This window comes from Nitratifractor salsuginis DSM 16511 (genome assembly GCF_000186245.1).
Taxonomy (GTDB): Bacteria; Campylobacterota; Campylobacteria; order Campylobacterales; family Sulfurovaceae; genus Nitratifractor; species Nitratifractor salsuginis.
On the sequence record NC_014935.1, the window covers coordinates 199,529 to 219,145 of the forward strand.

Annotated in this window: 21 protein-coding genes, 1 other RNA gene and 1 pseudogene; 4 read left to right on the plus strand and 19 right to left on the minus strand. The window is 53.6% G+C overall.

Going from position 1 to position 19,617, the window contains the following annotated elements; all coding sequences use genetic code 11:
- Positions 1-6: 6 nt before the first annotated feature.
- Positions 7-354 (plus strand): hypothetical protein, encoded by a 348-nt coding sequence (locus NITSA_RS01110; protein ID WP_013553183.1) that lies wholly within the window; start codon positions 7-9, stop codon positions 352-354.
- A gap of 308 nt (positions 355-662) precedes the next feature.
- On the plus strand, positions 663-2,480 hold the full coding sequence (locus tag NITSA_RS01115; RefSeq protein ID WP_148224914.1) for a response regulator: 1,818 nt from the start codon (positions 663-665) through the stop codon (positions 2,478-2,480).
- Positions 2,481-2,793: 313 nt separating this feature from the next.
- On the opposite strand, the gene NITSA_RS01120 is transcribed toward NITSA_RS01115, so the two are convergent.
- The 18 genes and pseudogenes from NITSA_RS01120 to NITSA_RS01195 all read right to left on the minus strand — a co-directional run bounded on the left by NITSA_RS01120 (position 2,794) and on the right by NITSA_RS01195 (position 16,647).
- On the minus strand, positions 2,794-3,345 hold the full coding sequence (locus NITSA_RS01120) for a hypothetical protein (RefSeq protein ID WP_013553185.1): 552 nt from the start codon (positions 3,343-3,345) through the stop codon (positions 2,794-2,796).
- A 166-nt stretch (positions 3,346-3,511) separates the two neighbouring features.
- On the minus strand, positions 3,512-3,772 hold the full coding sequence (locus NITSA_RS01125) for a hypothetical protein (RefSeq protein ID WP_013553186.1): 261 nt from the start codon (positions 3,770-3,772) through the stop codon (positions 3,512-3,514).
- A gap of 59 nt (positions 3,773-3,831) precedes the next feature.
- Positions 3,832-3,984, minus strand: a complete 153-nt coding sequence (locus NITSA_RS11360) for a hypothetical protein (protein ID WP_169308518.1) — start codon at positions 3,982-3,984, stop codon at positions 3,832-3,834.
- Positions 3,985-4,428: 444 nt separating this feature from the next.
- Positions 4,429-5,490, minus strand: a pseudogene (locus NITSA_RS01130) (recombinase RecT); the annotation flags it as partial.
- 83 nt (positions 5,491-5,573) lie between these two features.
- Entirely contained in the window at positions 5,574-6,362 is a 789-nt protein-coding gene (locus NITSA_RS01135) for a PD-(D/E)XK nuclease-like domain-containing protein (protein ID WP_042203567.1), read from the minus strand.
- Between the two features lie 77 nt (positions 6,363-6,439).
- Entirely contained in the window at positions 6,440-6,718 is a 279-nt protein-coding gene (locus NITSA_RS01140; RefSeq protein WP_013553189.1) for a VRR-NUC domain-containing protein, read from the minus strand.
- Positions 6,715-7,353: a replication protein gene (locus tag NITSA_RS01145; protein ID WP_013553190.1), complete on the minus strand. Its 639-nt coding sequence runs from the start codon at positions 7,351-7,353 to the stop codon at positions 6,715-6,717. Before NITSA_RS01145 ends, NITSA_RS01140 begins: the two co-directional genes overlap by 4 nt.
- A gap of 4 nt (positions 7,354-7,357) precedes the next feature.
- Entirely contained in the window at positions 7,358-8,560 is a 1,203-nt protein-coding gene (locus NITSA_RS01150; protein ID WP_042203570.1) for a DEAD/DEAH box helicase, read from the minus strand.
- A gap of 8 nt (positions 8,561-8,568) precedes the next feature.
- Complete coding sequence (locus NITSA_RS11750) at positions 8,569-8,793, minus strand: helix-turn-helix domain-containing protein (RefSeq protein WP_013553192.1); 225 nt, start codon at positions 8,791-8,793, stop codon at positions 8,569-8,571.
- Between the two features lie 101 nt (positions 8,794-8,894).
- The gene (locus tag NITSA_RS01160; protein WP_013553193.1) at positions 8,895-9,494 is read right to left on the minus strand and encodes a hypothetical protein; all 600 of its coding nucleotides are present in this window, start codon (positions 9,492-9,494) and stop codon (positions 8,895-8,897) included.
- Positions 9,484-10,722 (minus strand): tyrosine-type recombinase/integrase, encoded by a 1,239-nt coding sequence (locus NITSA_RS01165; RefSeq protein ID WP_013553194.1) that lies wholly within the window; start codon positions 10,720-10,722, stop codon positions 9,484-9,486. The genes NITSA_RS01160 and NITSA_RS01165 overlap by 11 nt, the downstream gene beginning before the upstream one ends.
- A 192-nt stretch (positions 10,723-10,914) precedes the next feature.
- Positions 10,915-11,288, minus strand: a transfer-messenger RNA (tmRNA) gene (ssrA, locus tag NITSA_RS11020).
- A gap of 180 nt (positions 11,289-11,468) precedes the next feature.
- Entirely contained in the window at positions 11,469-12,065 is a 597-nt protein-coding gene (locus NITSA_RS01170) for a LysE family translocator (RefSeq protein ID WP_013553195.1), read from the minus strand.
- Complete coding sequence (gene lgt / locus NITSA_RS01175) at positions 12,062-12,862, minus strand: prolipoprotein diacylglyceryl transferase (protein ID WP_013553196.1); 801 nt, start codon at positions 12,860-12,862, stop codon at positions 12,062-12,064. The genes NITSA_RS01170 and lgt overlap by 4 nt, the downstream gene beginning before the upstream one ends.
- Positions 12,859-13,872, minus strand: coding sequence for a tRNA (adenosine(37)-N6)-threonylcarbamoyltransferase complex transferase subunit TsaD (gene tsaD / locus NITSA_RS01180; RefSeq protein WP_013553197.1), 1,014 nt, complete (start codon positions 13,870-13,872; stop codon positions 12,859-12,861). Before tsaD ends, lgt begins: the two co-directional genes overlap by 4 nt.
- A gap of 122 nt (positions 13,873-13,994) precedes the next feature.
- Positions 13,995-14,531: an RBBP9/YdeN family alpha/beta hydrolase gene (locus NITSA_RS01185; RefSeq protein WP_013553198.1), complete on the minus strand. Its 537-nt coding sequence runs from the start codon at positions 14,529-14,531 to the stop codon at positions 13,995-13,997.
- Between the two features lie 156 nt (positions 14,532-14,687).
- Positions 14,688-15,758, minus strand: coding sequence for a 1-deoxy-D-xylulose-5-phosphate reductoisomerase (dxr, locus tag NITSA_RS01190; protein ID WP_013553199.1), 1,071 nt, complete (start codon positions 15,756-15,758; stop codon positions 14,688-14,690).
- Between the two features lie 127 nt (positions 15,759-15,885).
- Positions 15,886-16,647: a phosphatidate cytidylyltransferase gene (locus NITSA_RS01195; RefSeq protein WP_013553200.1), complete on the minus strand. Its 762-nt coding sequence runs from the start codon at positions 16,645-16,647 to the stop codon at positions 15,886-15,888.
- A 75-nt stretch (positions 16,648-16,722) separates the two neighbouring features.
- Here NITSA_RS01195 and nhaA point away from each other — a divergent pair, with 75 nt between their 5' ends.
- Complete coding sequence (nhaA, locus tag NITSA_RS01200; protein ID WP_013553201.1) at positions 16,723-17,892, plus strand: Na+/H+ antiporter NhaA; 1,170 nt, start codon at positions 16,723-16,725, stop codon at positions 17,890-17,892.
- Entirely contained in the window at positions 17,889-18,239 is a 351-nt protein-coding gene (locus NITSA_RS01205) for a hypothetical protein (RefSeq protein WP_013553202.1), read from the plus strand. The genes nhaA and NITSA_RS01205 overlap by 4 nt, the downstream gene beginning before the upstream one ends.
- A gap of 3 nt (positions 18,240-18,242) precedes the next feature.
- Here NITSA_RS01205 and NITSA_RS01210 read toward each other — a convergent pair whose 3' ends face one another.
- Positions 18,243-19,589 (minus strand): NFACT RNA binding domain-containing protein, encoded by a 1,347-nt coding sequence (locus tag NITSA_RS01210; protein WP_013553203.1) that lies wholly within the window; start codon positions 19,587-19,589, stop codon positions 18,243-18,245.
- Positions 19,590-19,617: the final 28 nt, after the last annotated feature.

The window sequence follows — 19,617 nt, forward strand, 5'->3', positions numbered from 1 at the left end:
TTTGTTATGTCGAAAAAAGTTTTGGGTTGTGTGTTGCCGTTGGTTCTGTTGCTGACAGCCTGCACTCCCGGCCCTGCCGCCCCCCGACGGGTCGGCAAGAGTCTCTATCTCAACAAACGCTATATGAAATTCGAAGTGGACAACGGCCCCTCCTACCGGGATGTGAGGCTCTCAGACGGATCGGTGATGCACTATTGGCGCTCCGACTACGGGAACCTGATCGCCGCTGCCCTGGGGAGGGACGACAGCTATCCCGACTATTGTGAATTGGCGCTCAGGACCGATAAAAACGGGATCGTGCGCGAAATCACCGTCCTCGAAGAGAGCATCATCTGCGGGGAAGTGCTGAAGTAATGGCTCCTTCTGCACCGTGATCCATCCGATGTCTAAAAAAGTTGCTTCCCGCAGAGGTAAAAGCAGTATACTATCCCAAAATAGGATCAGAAAAACCCTGAGTATGAGTAAACCCAATGAACCAAAATAATGAGAAGAAGATACCTAAAAAAGTTCGTGCTATAGAGATTGACGTTCTCTGTTATCGGCCCAAGTCTCTGGGACCGATTTCAGAAGATATCCGAGGGTTTTTTGGCAGGGTTTTTCAGTCGTTCCAGAGTTTTGAGAGCGAAGAGGCGCTTTGGGAAGTGCTGAATGGGAAGGATAAGATGGTGCTGCTGATCCTCGATGCGCATGCCTGCCCGGATAACGCGCTTCTGCGCCGGGTCCTCGGGAAGATCTCAGCCGGCCCGACGCCTCCTCCGCTGCTTTGGCTCTATGATCGGGGAAAAGAAGCGGAGCTCGGAAGCTTGCTGCCCCTGGGGATCCACTATGCTCTGCCGGTCCCCTGGGATCGGGAGGCGGTGCGGATCCACCTCAAGCCCCTTATCGGCAGTATCCTAGCGCTAAAAGATCAGAAACGGCTACAAAAGGAGTTGCAGGCTTGCCGGCAACAGCAACCCTCTGGGCGTGAGGGGTGTATTGAGCTGAGAGAACAATGTGAAAGTCTCCAGGGGTTCTTTTCGCGGGAATCCAGAGAGCTCAAAGAGGTCTCGGACAAGTTGACTTCGCTTTCGGCGCAAATGATTCAAACGGGATTGAGTGAAAGAGAAAAAAAATATATAGCTTCGCTGCAGAGGCTTTTGGGGTATCTCGAGCGTCTCTCTATGGAGATGAAAAACCATACCGAGACACTTTCGTTGACCAACGATAAGGAAAAAAGCCGACCGAGGAATTTCAACATCAATAACCTTTTCGAGCAGTTGGCGGATTATCTTGAACGCAAAAATACTGTAGAAAAATTCTCTCTGATCTTCGATGTGGACAATTCCGTCCCGGCACAACTCTACGGGGATCCGATCCTGCTGGGGAAAGTATTGCACAGTCTAACGGGGATGATGATCGATGACGACGGTGTAGGAGAACTCGTGCTTCGCGCGTCACTGACCCCTGTTCCCGGTAAAGAGAAAGAGAAGATCCTCTATTTCGAGTTCTTTGGAAAAGCCCACGAAGGTCCATTTGATTTTGCTTCATTCCGGAAACATTTGGAATCTGGCACTGACTTTCGCCAGGCAGAGCAGTGGATCGAATTGATGGGCGGCGATCTCGAAGTCCCCAAAGAACAAGAGAACGAAGGGATGCTACTACGCTTTTCGGTCCCCGTTCGTCAGGAGGAGCGGCGCAGCTATCGCCTCCCTTCCTCTGAATGGATGAACAAACGCATTCTCATCGCTGTGGGCAATAACAGTGTCGCCGAGGCGTTGAACCACATGTTGGGTTATTTTCATTTTCCTCTAACGATAGCGAAAAGTGCAGAAGCTGTGTTACGGGAGTTGGACCGTCAAAATTACGATGTAGTCTTTTTCGATCCCGGCGACTTTCCCGAAAGGGATCTCGTTCAGCAGATCATTTCCGCAAAGAAAGAGGCCAAACTGGTTGTCCTCTCCGAAGATCAGGCCCGGGAGGAAAAAGTCTCCGGTGAGCTGCTCCCTTTTATCGAGGCATTCCTCAACAAACCGTTTACCCAGGAGAAGATCTTTGAAGTGATCCTGGACCTCTTCGCAGAGGTCAGACTGGAGGAGACACAGGAGAGCCTGGGCATCCTCAAAGAGAATCTCTCCTTCCTCGTTGGCAGGAAAAAGATTCTTTTCATCGGAGAGAAGGATAGTGACTGGATGCTTCTCAAAGGGATGATGGAAGATACGGAAATCGAGATGACCCAGACTGAAAATACCGAGTATCTTTCGATCTTTTTACCCTCGGTCGATCTGGTGATAGTCAGCGGCCACCTGTCAGAGGACCCTTGGAAAAGCGTACTCGAAATCTGCCCCAAAGAGTGTACGGACAAAATCTTGATGACTCTGCTGGAGCCTACGGAGAGAAAACGTCAGGCAGAAGCCCGTGAAGCCGGCATCCCCTACATCATCCCCACCCCCATCGATCCGGAATATCTTTACCGTCTTCTACTCGAAGTATTCCTCGGATAGCCGGGAAATGCTCTAAACCCGAGATTGTCGAAGTCGGAGAGAAAGACTTTCTCCCATAGGCAAGAACACCAGGTGTTATCGAGTCGGGTAATGCGGTTTTGGAATATGAATGATCGAAACGGAACGAAGCTATAGGGATGTTGCATAATGTCTGCGGGTTATAAAGAATTATGGTCGATGTTTTTCGACGTGTAGTTTTTGAAAAAATGGTGGGTTGAGGGGAATCGAACATAACCTAATTATGGGTATTTTTGGCAGCTCATTATAATAAAGCCCCTAAAAAGGCCCCTAAAATCTTTTGCTTCAACGAAACCTAAAGGGGCTTTTCTGACGCTTCCGCCATACAAACCCCGAAAGCGTCCGCTATCTCTTTACCGTCGATAACAAAACCTTCCAGCTTTTCCACAACTGCCAGCGCCACCGCCGGACTGCCAGCAAACTCCTGGCATAGCTCATAAGTCGCGTCACGTAAAGTCATATTGGCGCCGTTAATGCGTTCCAGCTCCCGGTGAAACTCTTCGGGATCCTCGTCTTCCAGGTTTGTGAGGTCAAAACATTCCGGCTGTAACTCCCGGCTCTTCGCATTGATCCGGTTGAGTACTTCATTTAGCTGAATGTCGAAACTGGATCTTTCCCGTCGTTTGGCATTTGCCTTCCTTTGCGGATCACGGGAAGGATCGCGGATCCCCTCCAAAGCTTCTTTGACCTCATCGAAGATAAAAAGCCGCCTCTTTTTACCAGGCTTCCGGTGATATGGTATTGCTCCGTCTCTGACCAACTGGGAAAAATAGCTCTCGGTGAAGCTGGCGACCTTGCCCATTTTCAAGCGACCGACTACTTCGCGTGCCGTTAGGTATTCAGGCATAGTAAAACCTCCGTATTTCGGTAATTTTCACTCACTACGTGAGTGGCGTGATAGCTAAGAAAGTTTAAGCAATTTTGCAGATAGAAAACTGTCCATTTTCCGGGGTTCGCGAGCCCCGCACGCTCCTTCATCCCCAGAAGGACCCACTCCTACATAAAGTGATTGTTTAGACTTGGGGAACATTCACAAACTCTGCTTTTTCATCGATCGTTAGGGACTGTATTACCTTTGCCTTCTCCTCTACAGCTTCCGCCAGATGCTGAAGCGCTAAACTCATTTCATCATCCAGCCCCTCACCGTCGCCGGCCAATCGCCTGATGGCCTTGGCCATCCCATCGATGGAGAACACTGCCTTTTCAATCTCATTAAGCACATCATGACGCAGCAGTACAGCCACTTCATTCCCGTTGTTTTTGCTATTATTCATTTGTCATTCCTTCTTTGGTTTGATGAGGTCGGGCCGCTTCCACACGTCCCCGGCCTGCTTCACTCTGAATCTTCGGCTTTGTACGCCTCGATCACCTCTTTGATCTTTTCAAACGTAACGCCCAACTCTTCCAGGACCGCTTCACATCGATAACTTTGTTTGATCCGTCGATACAGTCGCGGCCGGGTTTTCTTCCACCGGCTGAGCGTCACGGGGCCGACACCGATCTCTTCGGCTATTTCCTTGTCTGGCTTTGTGATATCAACCTCCCGTTAATGTCTGATGGGGTACGTGGCTGATGCCTTCAACCCCTCAGCCTCATTTTACAGCCTTCCGCTTACAATGTCAAGTCATTATTATCAATATGATAATCGACACTATTTTATATTATTATATTGAGCATTTAATTATCTCGTTTAAGAATAGGGGGTGAGCCGCCAAACTCCCCCGGAATCTCGTTGAGTTATTCACATAACGATAACAAAACTTCCAAAATAGCCCCAAATTTTATCGATTTAAGGAAAGTTATTCACATCTGCCAAAAAGGGCTTATCTAATTGATAATAACCCCCTCTAATTGATCGAGTGGTTAACATAATGTAGATTCTCTACAAAAAGAAAATCAAAACCTTAAACATCGCCTGGGGGTCCCAGGCTTACCCGGCCCTCAGCTCTTCCGCTATTGCGTCCAGGGCGCCGGGATCCTCCAGCAAAGCCTCCATACTGTTCTCATTGGCCTTGACGTATTTCAGCGCTGCCGACCGCTTCACCCGCCGCCGGATCAGCTCCGCCACCAGCTGGGCGCTCGGGTCCGGCGTCTCTTCCGGCTCCTCTCTCTCATTCGATGCTTCCCCCTCGCTCCAAGGGTCCGGTGCTGTCTGTCCCTGGATCAGCAGCGCATCGATGTCCCGCTGCTCTGCTTGCTTCGGTTCGGGAGACACGTCGGCTTCGATCACTACGCCTTCCTTGTTGAAGCGCTCATAGTCCGGGACGGCGCCCTTCTCTGCCACATCGTCAACCCCCAGCGCTACGGTTACGTCCTGATCCCCGAGGGGCAGGCGCTTGATGTGACGTTTGATAGCGCTCTTGATGGCCATCTGTTCATACCATTCCCACCAGATGCCCGACGGTTTGCGTGGATCTTTCTGGGTCTGGCTCTTCAAGCGGATCTTTTCGATCTCCTGCTTCGGCATAACCTGGTAGAAGAGCTCCCCGTCCCGTGACTTGACCACGGTCACCACCTTTACCAGATTGGCGAAAGTCCAGGCGGGATCAGTCTGCCGCTCGTCAAAGTTCGGCTTGAAGTGCAGGCGCTCATCCCAACCGTCAACCTCGAAAGAAAAATCATCGACAGAGTAAACGGCATAGGCTTTCAGATGCCAGCCGATACGCTCCAGCATCGTGATAAAACCTCTATAGCCAATTTGAAGCTGGCAGACTGTCGCCCCGGTCTTTGTTTTGTAAGGGACAAGATAGGCCTGCCCCAAATTCGGATCGGGTAGAAGTTGCAGCACAGCGGCGGCTATTCCTGCCTCGATGATACTTTGGGGCGTGCAGCGTGCCAGGTTGGGATTTAGTCCGGCTGCCAGCAGCGTGGCGCTGAACTTTTTGGCCCGGTTCGGGTCTCCCATCAGGCTTTCGATCATCTTTACCCGGGGGACCAGCAGGCTCCGAAGCTCTTTTTCCTTTGCGGGTAGTTGTTTTGTCATAATCGCTTCCTTTCGTTTCTGAGCGTTTTTTTCTTATGGGGGATACCTGAGTAGCCCCAAATCTCTTTTGAGCGTTTCACGGCAATGCTGGGCTATGCTGTGGCCGCTTCCTGCTGTCTCCAATACCACGCCGGGAGTGAAATGGGCTCGACTACGTTGGCGCGGCCGGTTTCGCGAAACTCTTTGAGCGCTTGAAGGTGCTGTCGATAGTTTTCCCGCCCGGCTTCGATGGCGTCGGCCTGAATCTCGAAGACTCTGGCCAGGTGCGGGGCGTTCTTCTCTACGGCAACGATGATGAATCTCTCAGCAGGGAACCCCGCCAGTTCCAGGGCGTCCAGATACCAGGCGGCCTGTCGGTGATAACGATAGTCATAAATCGCCCGCTCGAACTCGTGGGGGTCGGTGCTTCGGGTCGTTTTCAGATCGACAACGACGCCGGCGGCCTGGAGGTAGTAGTCCGGGCGGCATTTGCGCGTCACCCCAAACTCATCATCTCTGACAAAAAAGCTGGCTTCCGCCATTCCGCCCTGGAGAATCCCCCCGGCAATGGCTCGGACGTTCTCCGCCATGTGTTGCGCTGTTTCCCAGTCGGATGCCGAAACGATGCTCTTCCCCCGGCACTCCTCTTCAAAAGCGGCCTTAGCCTCTTTGTAGGCCTTGCTGTTCTTATTGAGGCGGCACCCCTCGAAGCCCTCTTCCGCGTATTGGTCTTCCAGGGTCTCGGGCTCCAAAACCATCGCGTGCAGCAGCGTTCCGAAATCGAATTGGCTTCCCTCCAGTCGAAAGCGCTCCCGGTTGAGATAGTGCAGCGGCGAAACCTCCAGCAGCCTGAAATCGCTTGAGCTGATCCCGTCTGCCGCGTGATACTCCTCATTTGTCATTCGTCTTGGATTTTCCATTATGATCCTTTGTGTATTTTCTCCACCGGCCGGATGGGTCTGAAGGCGCCGTGACGCCCTCAAATCAACCCGGCTTTCATCAGCGCTTCCCGGACCTCATCGGCTCCATGAGCTACGAAGGCAACCCCGCCCGCCTCTTTGATCCTTTGCAGGTGAAGATCCTGGAGCTTTGTCGCCTCTTTTCCCGGCACCTTCACTTCGATGGCAACGAAACGCCCATTCACACAAGCCAGGATGTCCGGGATTCCCGCCCGGTTACCTGTGACGATCTTTGCCGGATAGGCGCCAATATCTTTCAGGAATCTCAGAATGCGTTTCTGGATCTTCTGCTCAGTCATTTATCCCGCTCCATTCTCATTCTGAAAAATCGATAGGCATTATCGATAGTCAAATCATCCCTACGATCCAATCCTCTCCTTACCGAGATCCGATACCTGCCTAAATCCTCAACCGGTTTGACTCCTACGCTTCCCTTCCTCTTATTCAGCAAAAATTCGATGAACATCTCAAAATTCTCTTTCGCGTATCGAATCGCTTGAGAGGTCGGATCGTCGAAATCCGTGTAAACTCCCCCATCATCATCAATTTGTTGAAGTTCTAATATTGTGGGTGCAGATTTTGCACCACCCCGTGCAGATTTTGCACTACACCCAACCCCTTCGTTTTTCGCGAAATTCCAATAGCTTCCCAATGCGTAACGGTTGAATGTTGCGGCACCGCTTGACTTCTTTTGATGATGAACGGAAATCATCCTTTTCCTTTGGAGGGTCTTGATGGTCTCTATAACTGTCCGGCGACTCATCCCCGTGGCCTCTGAAAATTGGCTGTAACTGATCCCGTCACTCCGTTTTTGAAATCCGATTGTCTGCCTCACTATGTGCATAATGATCCGAAATTCTGCCGGTGTAAGCGTCGGATCATCCAGGATCGCACTGGGGACTTTGATATAATGCTCTGTGTGTATTTCCTCCATCGCATCAGCCTGTCCACTGTCCGGTGAACATCCGGGCTTTGAAATCCATGTGCTTGAGTGCGACTGCCTGATAAACGGCCTCCGAAACATTCCCCCGGCTTAAAAGAATGTGAACGTTTATCGGGCTCTTCCTCTGCTTCGATGCCTGCCGTGCGTTGCGCTGCTGAAAGCGTGCTGTCGAATAATCCAGACTGGCCACGATGAGGTGCTCAATATGTGAAAGCTCCACCCCTTCGGCATGGGCGTGGGAGCTGAGGATCATCGCCTTTTTGAACTCCCGCTCGAAAATCCGACGCTGTCCGACCCAACGGCACATAATCGCTACATCCTCACTGTCGCCCCATCGTTTTTTGATGTATTCAGCCATTTCCCGTTCCCCCGTGTCGTGGTAGTCCAAACCGACCTTTAGACACCCACATTCAAGCTGATAACAGCCGTTGACCAACCCTATGGGGGTATCGGCCGCAAATACGACACCACCCGGCAGCCTGAGCACCCTGTCGCGCTTGAGCATCTCGATGAGCGCCTGAGTCCGGGGGCTCAGCGTCACATAGTGGGGAACGACCTTCGGGCGGTAGCGGAAGCCCAGCTCATCCCGAGTAATCTGGAGCAAATAGGGGCGGATTTGATCCATAACCTTTTCACTCTTCGCCTGGCTGTAATCGTTGATGATCCGTCCCATGATCTGGCGCTGCCTCTTCCATACAAATACCCGCGCCCACTGATAGAAATTTGTGAAAGCACTAAAGGGGTGAGCAGCGAAGATCCAGAGCGGGTGAAACCACTGGGAAGCACTCTCCGGCGCCGGTGTGGCACTAATCAGGACCGCCGGAAGCTCCCCCCAACGTTCCCGGATGATCTTCGCTTTGGCCGGACTCTTCGGATAGCTACTAATCGCATAGTGGAATTCATCGATAACGATGAGGTCAAAATCCCCCTCAACCTTGTGTAGCCGCTCGTAATTGACAACGGTATAGGCCTTCCGGGTTCCATACTTCTCCAGATCGCCCTCAATCCCGCCTATGGCCGCCTTTTTCGTGATCCAGAGCACGCGCCGGACCCCATTCAGCCCCTCGATAGCGTCAATAACCGCTAATGTCTTCCCAGACCGTTCCGGGGCGTGCAGGATTGCCAGCCGTCGGGACCTTAGCCGATCCCGTAGAGCGGAAGAGATTCGGCCCTGATGCTCATATAGTTCGATGCTCATCTGTCGGCTCATGGCTGGACCGTACGGGTCGCTTTGTCCAGGAATGTCTCAAGCTCCGCTCTTCGGATAATGGTTACCTGTTTCGAAAGCTTCACTGTCCTTATCTTTCCGGCTTTGATGAGGTTCCAAAGTTGCGATAAAGATATTCTGAGAAAGCGTGCCGCCTCAGCTGGTCTGAAGTTTTGGAGGTCTTGCAGATTCTCGGTAGGTTTTGAGTTTCGGAGTTCTTCCATGCCCTAATCCTTTATTGGTATGTTTTTATGTGGACAGTATGGCAGGGGAATAGGGCAAATTTGTACTGAGTATGTTTCTATTTTTCGACGCGGTTAGGATTTTAAAAAGATGGCAGCGGGATACAGTCTATGAGATCTTTCTTTTTCCTTTTCGCTTTTTTCAGGCTGTATTTTTCGATGATAGAACTGAGAATATCATCAAGATGTTTTTTTGTAGTCAGCTTCTCCTGAAAAAATGAATCTTCATCGAAGTGTCTGAATTCTCGCTCTTCAAGGTCTTTCTCTAATTCTTTTAGGTGATTGTAAAATTCTTTTCTAGAATTTTTAGCTGAATGTCTAATTCCGGATATACACATGGGTCTGATGTTGATCATATCTCCTGTCATATATTCATCTTCAAGAATTTTTTTCATCTGTCGTATTGTCTTTAAGTAGCTATCGATTTTTTCAACGGGTCTTTTAGGGTTTCTGGTCTCCTTCATCTCCCTCTTGAAATCATTTAGCCACAAGCCTTCAACCCATATCAATATCTTCGAGATAACAGCATATCTATCATTTGGTGGGATATCATCCATAAAGTCACCGTGAACGTAGAAGCAGTATATAAGCTCTTCCAGATGCTCGGTTTCTTCAGGTGGGAACCAAGACAGATCTGAGAAGAGCTGTTTTTCCATGGTTTTGTAGAATGGTTCATTTTTCATATCTGACCCCATCCAGATAATCAGCGTACCATTGCATCAATCCCCGCATAGGTTCTTTGTAGCTCGCCCGGTTATAGGAATCTTTGATAGCGTTTGGCTCCTTATGCGCTAAGCACGCCTCGATAACCTCTCCGGTGTAGCCGTGGCCGTCTCTTTTGTTTGCATATTCGTAGGCTATAGTTGAAAACATCGCCCGGAAACTATGAGGTACAAACTCATCTTTACTGTAGCCCATGCGCCTGAGTGCTGATATGAGAGTATTGTCGCTCAGCGGTTTGCCATCGCTTCTGAAGCTTGGAAAAACGTATCGGTTGCTAAGACTGTTCTCCCTCACCTCTTCCAGCAGAGTAACAACCTGATGAGGTAGCGGCAGGACAAAGGAGGTTTTTGTCTTCATCTTATGTGCCGGGATAATCCACTCTTTGGCCTCAAAATCGATCTCTGACCATTCCATGTGCCGGATGTTGTAGCTGCGTACAAACACATAGGGTAGCACTTTCAGAGCCATCCGGGTAAAGTAGTCACCGGTATAGCCATCGATGGCTGCCAGCAGCCCTCTGATATCCTTCTCTTTGGTGATGGTAGGATAGTGCCGCTTTACCTTTTTGCCCAATATCTCTTTGATCTCAATGTCTGTAATGATGTTATGTGGGGTGTATTCGTGGGTGACGGCGTATTTGAACACTTTGTTAAGCAGCATAGCAGTGCGTCGGGCCGTTTCATATAGCTCTCTATTCTTGAGTTCCTCCAATATGGCTATGACATCAAGCCGGGTGACCTCATCGATTGGCTGCTCTTTGATGGTGGGATAAATGTAGTTTTTCAAGGCCCGGCCCAGGCGGGTATGGTAGTTTTCGCTTACATGGCGTCTGTAGTCTTCAAGCCATTTCTGACTGATGTTGTAAAAGGTATTCTCCCTTTTGGCCTCATCTTGTCGGGAGCGGGCTTTTTTCGCTTTTCTCTCTTCGGATGGGTCCACTCCATTGGCTATCATCTTTTTGATCTCTTCGCGTTTCACTCTGGCGGATCTGAGTGAAACGGCAGGATAGGCCCCCAATGCTATTTTTTTCTCTTTTCCATTGAAACGATATTTCTGATACCAGAGTTTTCCGCCACTGCCACTTACCAGCAGGTATAGGCCGCCGCCGTCAAAGAGCTTGTAAGGCTTTTCTCTCGGTTTCGCCGCCTTGATCTCTGTGGCCGTCAAAGGCGCTGTACGTCGTGCCATCGCTACCCCCTGAATTTTAGGGGCCTTTTCAGATTGGTTTTAGGGGCTCTTTCAATAAAGGCCCCCAAAATAGCCCCTAAAAATTATATATTTGCGTATATCGGATTATATCAGTGTAGACTTATGATGAGGAGATAACGCCCGTTTATTGGAAGGTTATTAGGCTTGCCTGGATTAGTATAAATGAGGTATTGGTGGAGTTGAGGGGAATCGAACCCCTGTCCTGAAACAGCCAAGACCGTGACTCTACATGCTTAGTCGGTGTCGATAGTATCTCATCCTGCCTCGCTCGACACCCAGAGCTGCGCAGGACCAGCCTAAAAGGTTCATCGACGGCTTAGGCAGGCCGCCGATATAGTCATCGGTTGTCGACGCCTCGAACCCGGCTAAGATGACGTCGCCGGTGAGACGGCCCCTAAAAAGGGTTATGACTTACGCTGCGTGAGCGTAAGCGGGGCGATAATCTGTGTTGTTTGCGTTTATTTCGCGTTTGGGCTTGATCACGGAGTAGCCCGCTCCGACATGCACACGGCCCCGACTGCTCCAGTCGAAACCAAGTCAACCCCATAAAGAAATGGAGAATGGGAAATTGAGAATGGAGAATTCTTTTCCATTCCTCGATGATAATAACAGGAGCGTCTCTTTTTGTCAAGGGAGGTAGGTTGCAATTTGGAATGAGAAATATAGAAGATAGAAATGAGAAATTTTGGTATGCGCTGCTTTGCAGCGCTTTTTCTTAGCACGGATCATAAAATTTTGACGAGCATTCCGATGGCGAAGAAGGTGAGGATGGTGGCGCTGGCGATGGAGAAGAGGGTGGCGATCTTTTGGCTGAAGAGGTGTTTGCTCTTGTGGATCGCCAGGGGCATGAGGGTGATCCAGAGCACGATGGCGCTGAAAAGTCCCGCGACGGTGGCGATAGGGTCGAGCTTTTTGGCGGCGATGTAGGTGGAGACGCTGAGCCAGAAGATGACGGTGTAGGGGTTGAGCAGGGTCAGCGTGTAGCCTTTAAGCCAACTTTTGAAAAGGGAGATCTCCCTCACTTGCTGGAGATGGACCGGTTCGTTGCGCCCTTTGAAAATGAGCCAGGCTAGATAGAGCAAAAAGCCCGATCCGGCGAGCCCCATCGCGAGGGTGATAGCGGGATTCTCCATAAAGTGGAAGAGTCCGAAGAGGATCAAAACGAGGTAGCTGATGTCGGCGCTCATCGCCCCCGCCCCCAGGGTGACCGCCGAACCGTAGTGGCGCAGGGCGCTGCTCATGATCAGCACATTGATGGGTCCCAGAGGTACGGCGGCGCCCAGGCCGAGGAGGAAACCTTCGAGAAAGGATTGGAGGATCATTCCCGGCTCTTACGGTAATTTTGGTAGCCCCAGAGGAGCACCGCCACTCCTAGGAGGATAAAAGGCAGTGAGAGCCACTGGCCCATCAGTAGCGCTCCGGTGGCATAGTCGGCCTGGCGCATTTTGAAGACCTCCAGCACGAAGCGGAGGGAGAAGCCCAAAATCAGGGCGATACCGGGGTAGAGCCAGGTGAACTTTTCCGGATCCCAGCGGCGGTAGAGCCAGCAGCCGATGCCGAAGATGGCGAAGTAGCCCAGAGCCTCATAGAGCATCACCGGATGACGGGGGTGCTGGTCGTAGCGTTCGAAAACGACAGCCCAGGGGAGCGAAGCGGCCCGTCCCAGGATCTCGGAGTTGAAAAAGTTGCCGATGCGGATGAAGCCCGCCAGCAAAAAGAGGGGCACTGCCAGGCGGGCGAAGAGCCAGAGGAAGGGCAAGCGGTATTTGCGGCAGTAGAGCCAAAGAGCGAGGATGGCCCCCAATACCCCGCCGTGGCTGGCCAGGCCCCCTTTCCAGACAGCCAGGATCTCCAGAGGATGACTCAGGTAATAGTCGGGCTCGTAGATGAGGCAGTGGGCGAGTCGGGCGCCTACGACGATCCCCACGATCAGATAGACCAAGAGGGGGTCGAGCAGCTCCGGGTCTTTCCCCTCACGCTTGAAGATACGCTGCATCACCTGGAAACCCAGCAGAAGGCCCGCCACAAAGAGCAGGCCGTACCAATGAAGCTGCAAAGGCCCCAAATGGAGCAGGATCGGATCGGTATTCCAGTGCAGATAGGCAGTCGTATCGGTCACAGTTTCATTCCCGCTTTGAGTTTGCGGCTGGGGTTGACCCGCAGATCCTCGGGGGCGACGGTGAGCCCGGCGGCCAGGGCATCGAGGCCGTAGCGGCCGATCATGGCAGCATTGTCGGAGCAGAACTCCAAAGGCGCGGTGTGAATGCGCTTACCGTATTGGGCGCAGAGGGCTTCTACGGCTCCCCGGATGGCCAGATTGGCACTGGCCCCGCCCACGAGGGCGACATCGGGGATCGCTTCTTTGGCGAGGAGTTTGCGGCTCTTTTGGATGAGGTGGGCGATAAGGGCCTTTTGGAAGGAGGCGGCCAAATCCCTACGGTCCTGTTCGCTCATCCCTTCGGGACCTCCGAGCTCCTGGATCACCAGGCGGACGGCGTTTTTGAGTCCCGAGAGGCTGAAGGCGATCAGCGGGGAGTTGCGCAGGGGTACGGGGAGCTCGAATCGGTTTTCGTCGCCCTCACGCGCCAGCGCTTCGATGATGGGGCCTCCGGGATAGCCCAGGCCCATCATTTTGGCCACCTTGTCGTAGCTCTCTCCCACACTGTCATCCAGGCTCGTCGCCAGGATCTCCATATCCTCGAGCCCCTTGACCCGCAGGATCATCGTATGTCCGCCGCTGACGAGGATCACGATCATCGGGAGCCGGGTGGGCTTTTCGATGAAGAGGGAGTAGATGTGCCCCTTGAGGTGATGGACCGGAACGAGGGGGAGTTTTTGGAAGGCGGCGAAGGCTTTGGCCATCATCACCCCTTCGTTGAGTGTGACCGCCAGACCCGGTTCGTTGGTGACGGCAACGGCTTTAATGTCATTGAAATAGGGCCGGGCGCTTTCGAGGAGCCGGGGCAGGTCCACGGCGTGCAGACGGCTCGCCAGCTCAGGGACCACCCCGCCGTATCGGGCGTGTTCGGCCTCCTGGGAAATCTTTTTGTGCAGGACCAGCCGGCGGCTCTCGATCTCGGTCAGGGCGATGGAGCTGTCGTCGCAGCTCGATTCGATACTCAGGAGCATATTGGCTCCTGAGTATCGGGTGAATGGTGAATGGTGAATAGTGAATGGTTATGGTTTGCGTTGCCTTGCAACGCCCTTTTTTTAAATCCGTCGCCGGAGGCGACCCCTAAATTCCTCATTCCTCATTCCTCATTCTTAATTTGTTCTAATATCCAGGCCCATTCGCCGTAGCCGCTTTCGGCGTTGATGTGTCCGGCGCCGGGCAGGACGGTCAGGGGGATGGCGTAATGCTCGGCGATCTGCTCGGCCTCTTCGACGGTGATGTAGGGGTCGTTGTCGCTGACGATGAGCTGGATCTCTTTGGCGTAGAGCTGTTCAGGCAGGGGGCAGGGGTAGAAGGTGCTGATGGTCTCCAGCCGGGTATTGAGGCTGGGCATCGCCACGAGGAAGAGCCGTTCGACGGGGTAAGGAATCTCTTCGCGGTGGGCCAGGTGGAACCAGAGGGTATTGGCCAGGGAGTGGCAAACCACCGTATCGGGGCGGAAATCCTCCAGATGATGAAGCACTTCCTTCCGCCAGCGATTGAGGCGGGGGTAATGGGGATGCTGGATGAGAGGGAAGCTGACGGTGCCGTAATCTTTGGCCACCTCCGAAGCGAGCCAGGCTTGCCAATGGGGCCAGTCGGAGCCGCCCCAGCCGTGGAGTAACAGGAGCTTCATTGGAAGCTCCTCTTACTTAGTGAGGAGTGAGGAGTGAGGAGTGAGGAACCGAAGTGAATGAGAAAATAGAAAATAGAAATGAGAAATTTTGGTAGGCGTTGCGTTGCAACGCTTTTTTTCGTAATACGTAGCACGTGGCACGTAGCACAAACAATTTTAAAGACCATAACAATACTCCCTGACTTTCCGGTCCAGCGCGAAGACCTCTTCCAGAGTCTTTGGCTCTTCCTCTTCGAAACAGTGGAAAGTGTCGACGATCCGGTCCACCATCACGCCGAAGGGGTAATCCCCCCGGCGGAAGCCTTCCATCGCGGCTTCGTTGGCGGCGTTGAGGACGACGCCGAGTTTCGGCTGGGCCAAAAGGGGCTCTTTGAGCTGCCAGAGGGGGTAGCGTTCAGTGTCGATCGCTTCGAAGGCGATGGGGCCGATGCCCAGCAGGTCTACCGGCTCCAAAATCGGCTCTTTCATGGGGCACTCCAGGGCGTAAGCGATGGGGAGCTTCATATCCACACCGGCCAGGTGGGCGGTGGTGGAGCCGTCGGCGAATTCGACGAGGGCGTGAACGATGGAGCGGCGCTCGATGAGGGCGTCGACGGCGCTGTTGTCGAAGAGCCAGCGGGCTTCGAGAAGTTCGAAGAGTTTGTTGGCCATCGAGGCGCTGTCGATGGTGATCTTGTCGCCCATGGACCAGTTGGGGTGCTTCAGCGCGTCGGCGAAGGCGGCCCGGCGGATCGCTTCGGGTTCCCAGTCGCGAAAGGCGCCCCCGCTGGCGGTGAGGAGGAGGCGCCTCACACTCCGGCTGTTTTGGAGATACCAGAGGCCGAAGTGCTCCGAATCGATGGGGAAGATCCGGCTGCGGTCGAGAAAGGCGCCGGCGATGACCAGGGATTCCTTGTTGGCCAGGGCCAACTCGCGCCCCAGCTCCTGGGCCTTGAGGGTGGGGCGCAGACCCGCGGTGCCTACCAGGGCGTTGACTACCTTGGGTGAAGCGCTCTCTTCGAGCAGACGCAGGATTCCTTCCTGACCTCCGTAGACCCTTGGATGGCGGACCTCTTCGATTCGCGCCGGATCGGCGATGGCCACCAGCTCGGGCTGAAATTCGTCGATCTGCTCTTGCAGCAGCTCCAGATTGTTCCCCGCCACCAGCGCCTCTACCGGCAGATGGAAACGGCGGCAGATCTCGAGGGTGTTGACGCCGATGGAGCCGGTGGAACCTAGCAGGACCATAAAAATCCTTTGGAATTTTTATGGCCCAGAATTGAGAATTGAGAATTGAGAATTGAGAATAAACAGGGGGTATCTCTTTCGGACTTAAAAAAATTCTCCATTCTCCATTCTCCATTCTCCATCATTTTCACGCTCCCGTCATTTTCAGCAGAATATAGAGGGCAATCGAGGCGAAGAGGTAGCCGTCGATCCGGTCGAGGATGCCGCCGTGGCCGGGGAGGATATCGCCGCTGTCCTTGACGCTGGCTTCCCGTTTGAGGTAGCTTTCAAAAAGGTCACCGAAGACCGAGGCGGTGGCGGTGAGCAGGGCGATGAGGATCGCGGAGAGGAGGATCCCTTTGTGGCCCATCATCAGCAGCGCCCCGCCCAGGGTACCCGCGGCGATGCCGCCGAAGACCCCCTCCAGAGTCTTTTTGGGCGAAGTGGGGGAGAAGGGGGTTTTGCCCAGTTTTCGGCCAGTGTAGTAGGCTCCCACGTCGGTCAGGGCGACGATGATGAGGATCCAGAACAGAGAGATCATTCCGAAGTCACGGTAGAGCATCCAGAGAAAGAGCATCCCCGCCGTCGGATAGAGCAGGGGGAAGAAGGCGCGGATCTCCAGCCGTTTGTTGTAGGCTAAAAGGCTGCCGAAGATCGCCGCGGCGCCGAAGATGAGGTCAGTGGGATGGGGGTAGAAAAGGCCCAGGAGCCAGAGTCCGCCGGCGTAGAGATAGAGGGTGCTCTCCGCCGTGCGGAAAAGGCGCATCGCCTCGGGGAGGGCCAAAGCATAGACGACTCCCAGGAAAAGCCAGGTAAGGAACGTATTGTCGATGAATCCGACCAGGGCGATCAGCCCCAGGAGGATGAGGGCGGTCTTCCAGCGTTGGGAGTGTTCGTCGGGTGCAGCCATAGATATCTCGCTTTTGGGTAATATGACGCAATTATATCCAAGCCGAGAATAATTCGGCCCGTGGGAGTGATAGCGATGATTCAAAACAATCTGCTGGCCTTTTTCCGCAAAGAGTCTTCGACCGGAATTCTGCTGATGCTGATGACCCTGGCGGCGATGGCTGTGGCCAACTCCCCCTTCAAATCCTATTACGACGCTTTCCTCAATATCCCGGTGGCGGTGGTGATCGGGCATCTGAGCATCGCCAAGCCTCTGCTGCTCTGGATCAACGACGGGCTGATGGCAATCTTCTTCTTTATGGTGGGATTGGAGATCAAGCGGGAGCTCCTCGACGGAGAGCTCAAAGACCCCAGAAAGGTGGCGGTCCCCGCCCTGGCGGCTGTGGGCGGGATGCTGATGCCGGCGCTCTTCTATTCCCTCTTCAACTGGGGGAACGAAGCGGCGATGAAGGGCTGGGCGATCCCTTCGGCCACCGACATCGCCTTTGCCCTGGGGATCCTCTCGCTCCTGGGCAAGCGGGTGCCGGCGACGCTGAAACTTTTTCTCCTCACATTGGCGATCATCGACGACTTGGGGGCGATCGTCATCATCGCCCTCTTCTACACATCGGGACTCTCCTATCTGGCCCTGGGGGTGGTGGGGCTTACCATCGCGATTTTATGGTGGATGAACCGGCGGGGGGTGACCAACAACGCCGCCTATGTGCTCATCGGGATCGTGATGTGGACAGCGACCCTCAAGTCGGGAGTTCACGCGACCCTGGCCGGAGTGATCCTGGGGCTTTTTATCCCTTTCAAGAACAATCGCAAAAGCTTTGAAGCCCTGGAACATTCTCTGCACGTTCCGGTCAACCACGTGATCCTGCCTCTCTTCGCCTTTGTCAATACGGGGATCGATTTCGCCGGCATCGCCCTCAGGGATTTTGTCGACAGTGTCACTCTGGGGATTATCAGCGGGCTTTTCCTGGGAAAGCAGATCGGAATTTTCCTCTTCAGCTGGCTGGCGATCCGACTGGGGTTGGGGCGGCTGCCCGAGGATGTGGATTGGAAAATGCTCTACGGCGTGGCGATCCTGGGAGGGATCGGGTTTACGATGAGCCTTTTCATCGGATCTCTGGCCTTTGAGTGTTCGAAAGATGCCTGTCCCGATCTCGCTGATGAGCGGCTGGGGATCCTGCTGGGGTCGCTATTTTCGGGGATCGTAGGATACTTCTATCTGCGGACTGTAAGCGGAAAGAAGTCGTGAAACGGCTCAATGATAAGTATCTGCGATGGCTGGTGACGACTTATCGGGTGCAGGCGATACTGGGGGTTTTCCCGACGCTTTTCGGGACGATTCTTGTCGCGGTTATGAGTACCGACGCTCCGGGCTCCGGGACAGGCTCGGCCATTCTCGGCGGGCTTTTTGCCTTTTTCCTTTTAGGGTTTCTGACGATCTTCGTCCCTCTTCTGGCGGCAGAGGAGCTGGAGCATTATCCCAAACGCAGTCGGCTCTTTTTCAATCTCTTCAATCTGTTGCTTATTTTTTTTCTCTTTTGGCCTCTGGCTTTGTGGGAAGCCTATGCCCTCTATCGTACTTTTCAGGAAAAATGAGCCCTATTCCCGGATCTCTACGCCCTCTTTGAGGACGGGGATCGTTTTGTATTTGTCGTATTCGACGCTGCTGCCCTCCTGGATCTTGACGAATTTTCTGCGAGTGTAGTCCACAGCGTAGTTGCCGGGGTTGGGGGTGGTGAAATCCACGCAGAGTTTGGCGGCGGAATGCAGCACCGATTCGGGGAGGTTCTGCTTGTCGGTGCGGATGATGACGTGGCTGCCGGGCAGGTCGCGCACGTGCATCCAGAGGTCGTTGGAGCGGGCCAGCTCCAGGAGCTTCTGGTTCTCCCGGGCGTTGCGGCCCACATAGACCTTGTAGCCTTCGATCCAGTAGAGTTCTCCGTCGCGCAGTTTCTCCTTTTTGCGGCGGGCACGGCCCTGTTTGGGGACCAGCAGTTCCAGCTCGTAGGGTTCTTTGGCTTCATCGATCGCCTGGAGGATATTATCGTAGAAGCGCAGTTTCCCCTCCAGGTTCTCCCGCTCCAGATGGATATGTTCCGCTTTGGTGCGGGCGCGGCGGGCTTTATTGAAATAGTATTCTCCCAGGCGGTTGCGGGCGACCCCTTCGGGTAGAGGGATCGTGACGGGATTCCCGTCGAAATCGTAGGTTTTTAATTCCCGGTCGTAGGGGCGGATGGTGTGGAGATTGGCCAGGATGATATTGCCCATTTTCTCGAACTCATCTGCCTCTTTTTTCAGGCTCTCCTCGTCGGGGAGTTGATGAAGGAGTCGGAGGGTTTTGTTCCGTTTCTTTTCGATCTGCTGGCGTTTTTGCTTTCGCAGGACCTTCAGCTGCTCTTCGGTGAGTCGCCGGTAATTCTCCCGCAGCCAGGCGATGAGATCTTCATCGAAGGCAGGTTCTTCTTTCGAGGTGGGGCGGGGCGGCAGCGGGGCTAGCTCGACGCCGGGTTTGACCACCCGGTAGGATTGGGCGGCGTCGATATGGTGGAGGGCTTCCAGGACCACTCCGTGTTCGTCGAGGAGGATGGCATTGCTGTGCCGTCCGGTGAATTCCAGCTGCAGGATTACCTGCCGGCTCTTGTAATGGCTGCGGGGCTGAACGGTGATGCGCAAGATCCGCTCCCCTTTTGGCACATCGGCCGAGAGGATTCGGCTCTGGGAGAGGAGCTGATGGAGCAGGGTATCGAAGGGGGCGTTGTAATCCTGGGCCGGGCGGCGGGAAGGCCCCAGATAGACGGTGGAGCGCCCCCGGGTCATATCGAAAAAGAGGCTCTCCTTCTCTCCCAGGTTGAGCTCGATGGTGTTATTACTGCTGCGCCGGGCTTTTTTGATGTGGTGATGGCGGTTGAGGTATTGGGCGATCGCTTTGAGTTGGGCGTGTGTCATAGGGGGATTTTAGCACAGAAAAAGTGGG